Below are 3847 nucleotides of genomic sequence, written 5' to 3'. Positions count from 1 at the left end.
CGACACCGGCCAGGATGGTCAGCAGGAAGCGCCCGTTTGGATCGCTGGTATCGAAGGGTTCAGTCATGGAGCGGATTTTTACCCCGTGCTGTTCGAGGTCATAAACGGCATTGAGGATGATGCGGGCAGACCGTCCCAGACGGTCCAGCCGGTATATCAGGAGCAGCTCAAACCGGCCAGCCTTGGCGTCCTCCAGGAGTCGGCGCCCATCCTCCCGCATTTCCAGGGGGATGGTTCCTGTCACACCATCATCTCGATACCACTCCACAATATCCAACTGGTGCAAATCACAATATTTAGTTGCAAAGTCGGCTTGGTTTTCTATCGTTCCTCTCTCCGCTTGATCTTCCGACGAAACCCGAAGATAAGCGGCCACTCTTAAAGGTTTTTTCTCAATAATGATATTCACCTGCCTATTAAGACGATCTCCAGCTATCTAACGTTCCATGTGAAAGCTCGTAGTTATAACACTTGACACATAGGCCGCGCCCATTATGCCTGATTTCCGTTGTGCCGCATTTTCTGCAGGATTCATAGTTTAAACTCCAATTCGGGCCAGAACGTCTGTAGAGCTTATATCTTTTGGGTTTTAGTTTAACCGGTTTCTTAGGTCTTTGTAACAAATGAAGGCGACTGTGTTCGGGCATTAAAATCAGTTGCAGGTTTTCGAGCCTGTTGTCAGTTGTATCGCCATTTTTGTGGTGAACCACCTCATTCGGGAGCAAGTATCGCCCGAGATGTTTTTCCATGACCAGCCGATGTTCATATACGGTATTTCTTGCCTTGTTTCGATACGGGTGGTCTGGAGCATAGACTTCGATATATACTCCTTTACTTCTACGCCCACCGTTCCATCGTGGATTGTTCTCGCCACGCATGGATTCGCTTATACGCTTCTTGGTTTCTTCAGAAAGCTTTTTCCCTTTGCACCAATGACCGTTTTGAGCAATCAAGGCTTTCATGTGTTGGCTCTTTTTTTGTTTTTCTTCTTCGGTATAGTGCTTGCCATACATGGGGTTTTTAGGCCCCGTTCTATCCGGTAGCTTACTGGCCTCGTAGAAGTCTCTTGTCGGTATCCCATACCTTTTCAAGTGTTTATGGACTGTTTTGGGTGTAACCCCGAAGCGTTTGGCTATTTCAGTGCATCCCAGCATGTCATGTAAATATAACTGCTCAAGGGTTGACTTTAAATCAAGGCCCTGTGATAAAGCTATTTCCTCAAATTTTGATGGCACGAATATCACTCCTTGTAGACAATATTTCACAGTAGATATTCGTGCATAACCTGCCAATTTCCTTCCTGCCTGTCCATGTCACATAACCATCGCCTGTAGTTTATCCCGGATATCCGGCAGGGCCATGCGGAAGTCCACCATATCCTCCGTCACATCGAAATGCTCTGCCAGCTCCCAACGCTCATAAATGCCCTTTCTAAAGGCAAGACGGAGCTTGTCCAAGGGCATCAAGTGCAAGGCCGCCCAGCGCATAGCGCGGTATTCTACTCTGCTTATCTCGAGGCGGTCCCTGTAGTGGAACAACGTCAGGGGAATGGAGTTGCCCGTACTGGTGAAATGGTGCCCTAGTTCCTCAGCCAATACGCAGCGGAAATGTGCTCTGCTCTCAAAAAGAGACCTTGCCAGCCCAATAACCGGAGGCAATCCTGGGAAAGACCAATAGACCGCCTCGAGCGGCGGCCGGAAGTCCCAATATTCCACCTTGATGCCGTAGTCGTCGGCCATTTTGAGCAAGGAAAATGGCATTTGCTATCACCTCTCTTGAGACGGGAAAAGTGCGTAGCTTCTGCCTCGTTTTTCTTGGTGAACATGGTTGTTTTTGACCAGATAATAAATAGTATCTCGCAACAGTTCCTTGTCAGTGCCAGGGAGAATGTCTGGAAGGTCTTTTTGAGAGATACCCGGGTTATCCTTAACAAGTTTAATAATTGCTTCGGAGATCTCTTTTCTGGCCGCTTCAAGTGCTTTTATTTCCTCATATTCTTTGAGGAGGTCCCGCAATTCCGCCTTAGTTCGTTTCAAGTAATCAAAGCAGCCATTCCTGCCACGGCATCGTATCCACATTTCACGCAGGTATTTAGTGTAACCTTTTGCTTTGCAATATTCGTACAGTTGCTCGCCATGTTGGATGCTTTCTTTAAGCAAGTCAATTTGTGCATCGATATTCGACACTTCCATCGCTAATGTGTAACAGTCGGTCATGTTTTTCTCAAGTTCTTTAATTCTTGGGTCGCCATATGGCTCAAGATCCTTAGCTGAGAAACCAGCCATCACTTTCCCTCCCCTTTGCCATATTTGCGCAGGATATACTCTTTAAATTCTTCCAACGACCTCCTGGCCTCCGGGGGTAAATCTGCTATTGGATCATCTTTCCTATGGGCAGCTTCGGTTTCGTAGCGATTTTTTTCTTCGGCGACCATGTGGACAGAGCCATTAAGATAACCGGCCGCTCTCATAAGTTGTTCTGCGGTCACATTTAAGTATGGTGCTAGTTTTGCCAAGGTGTCAGGGTCTGGCTTCTTTGTTTGCCCTGCCTCTATCCTGGCAATGGTTGAATTCCAGACACCGCTTGCCTTAGCTAAGGCGGCCTGACTTTCAAAACCCGCTTTTTCTCGTAAGCGGGCAAGGTAAAGACCAAACTCTTTGGGGTTCACTTATATCACCTACCTATATGTAAATTATACCCTATTCAATTGCGTGCATGCAATCCATAAACCTTGGCGTACATGCAAAATTTTTTTGTTTGGGGTATTGCATACACGCCAAGGCTATGTTATATTTACATTGCAAGCACGCCAAGGAAAGGAGGCCATTGGGTATATGAAGCCAAGAATATCGCTCAAAATTGAATACCTTAAGCAACTTCAGGAGGAACGGGGCATTAGCGATGCGGCGCTTGCGAGCATGGCCTCGCTCAACCCAAGTCAAATCTGGCGCGTTAAGGAAGGTCGGTGTAATCCGGGGCCGGACTTTATAGCCGGGCTTCTTAACGCATTCCCTGATAAAAATTTTGATGACCTATTTTTTTTTAGCCAAGCCTTTGCAAGTATGCCAAGGACAAGATGAACAGGCCGCCGCCTTGGACGCCACCGGGACCGAGTAAAGGAGGTGATACTGTGAACCAATCTGAGCTTGCCGCATTAAAAGAGCAGATTAAAGCGGAGCTTATGCAAGAGATGGGCAAGGCTCCCAAGGTGCGGTTACCACGGCCCTGGGATGAAGTGAAAGAAGCCTTTTTACCGCGCCTGGTCAAGAATGATCCCTATACTCAGTACCAGCTTACGACCGCTATATCAACTATCATCCGCTATTCTCTGAACGTTAAAAATGTGTCAATGCTTACTTACACCCAGGTTGAGCGGGCTAAGGAAATCGCTAACAAGGTGCTGGATGTCGTCGAAGCGGCCACCACCGAAGCCGTAAACCAGTAGCGTAAAGGAGGTGATTTCCCATGTTAACCCAAGACGCAATGGCTGCCGCCCGCGCAGAAGCCCTTACTCACATCCAAAAGGCTTCCCTGGTAAGTGAACTGACCACCATCACGGCTGGATCGCAGCGGGATAACTGGCCGGTCAAGATTAAGGTTCGCGCTGGCGAGTATTTCGAGGTCACCGGCCGGGGAACCAGGTTGGATCTTTATCTGACCGAAACTAATGCCGGCTACCTAGTCGCGGTACCTAACTTCAACCGGTGCGGCCATGTGCCGGCGGATTGCAATGCCTACGACGTGGCCGACTACGTTGGTATCGAGAACCGGGTTGACGCCACCACCCTAGCGGCCGCCATCCGGTACATTATCTCTGCAGGCCTTGCGTGCAGTCACCCCTCAGTTT

8 protein-coding genes are annotated in these 3847 nt (G+C 48.5%); 3 read left to right on the top strand and 5 right to left on the bottom strand.

Features of this window, described 5'->3' with window-relative positions:
• From HPY90_RS15245 to HPY90_RS15225, 5 genes are all read right to left on the bottom strand, one after another.
• Positions 1-409 (bottom strand): recombinase family protein (locus HPY90_RS15245; RefSeq protein ID WP_287195755.1); only part of this gene is annotated, 409 nt, incomplete at its 3' end.
• A 7-nt stretch (positions 410-416) separates the two neighbouring features.
• On the bottom strand, positions 417-1235 hold the full coding sequence (locus HPY90_RS15240; protein ID WP_287195752.1) for an HNH endonuclease: 819 nt from the start codon (positions 1233-1235) through the stop codon (positions 417-419).
• Between the two features lie 78 nt (positions 1236-1313).
• A complete protein-coding gene (locus HPY90_RS15235) occupies positions 1314-1760 on the bottom strand; it encodes an ImmA/IrrE family metallo-endopeptidase (RefSeq protein WP_287195750.1) in 447 nt (148 codons plus the stop codon).
• A gap of 6 nt (positions 1761-1766) precedes the next feature.
• The gene (locus tag HPY90_RS15230; protein ID WP_287195749.1) at positions 1767-2285 is read right to left on the bottom strand and encodes a spore coat protein; all 519 of its coding nucleotides are present in this window, start codon (positions 2283-2285) and stop codon (positions 1767-1769) included.
• Positions 2285-2668, bottom strand: a complete 384-nt coding sequence (locus HPY90_RS15225) for a helix-turn-helix domain-containing protein (protein WP_287195748.1) — start codon at positions 2666-2668, stop codon at positions 2285-2287. Before HPY90_RS15225 ends, HPY90_RS15230 begins: the two co-directional genes overlap by 1 nt.
• 166 nt (positions 2669-2834) lie before the next feature.
• Between HPY90_RS15225 and HPY90_RS15220 the strand changes: the two genes are divergently transcribed.
• From HPY90_RS15220 to HPY90_RS15210, 3 genes are all read left to right on the top strand, one after another.
• Positions 2835-3080, top strand: a complete 246-nt coding sequence (locus HPY90_RS15220) for a helix-turn-helix domain-containing protein (protein ID WP_287195745.1) — start codon at positions 2835-2837, stop codon at positions 3078-3080.
• 50 nt (positions 3081-3130) lie between these two features.
• Positions 3131-3445: a hypothetical protein gene (locus HPY90_RS15215; RefSeq protein ID WP_287195744.1), complete on the top strand. Its 315-nt coding sequence runs from the start codon at positions 3131-3133 to the stop codon at positions 3443-3445.
• A 20-nt stretch (positions 3446-3465) separates the two neighbouring features.
• The coding region (locus HPY90_RS15210; RefSeq protein ID WP_287195743.1) for a hypothetical protein at positions 3466-3847 on the top strand (382 nt) is incomplete at its 3' end.

This window comes from Syntrophothermus sp., assembly GCF_013314835.1.
Taxonomy (GTDB): Bacteria; Bacillota; Syntrophomonadia; order Syntrophomonadales; family Syntrophothermaceae; genus Syntrophothermus; species Syntrophothermus lipocalidus.
Note: the sequence above shows the minus strand (reverse complement) of the source record. Positions and strands in the feature narration are given on the sequence as shown.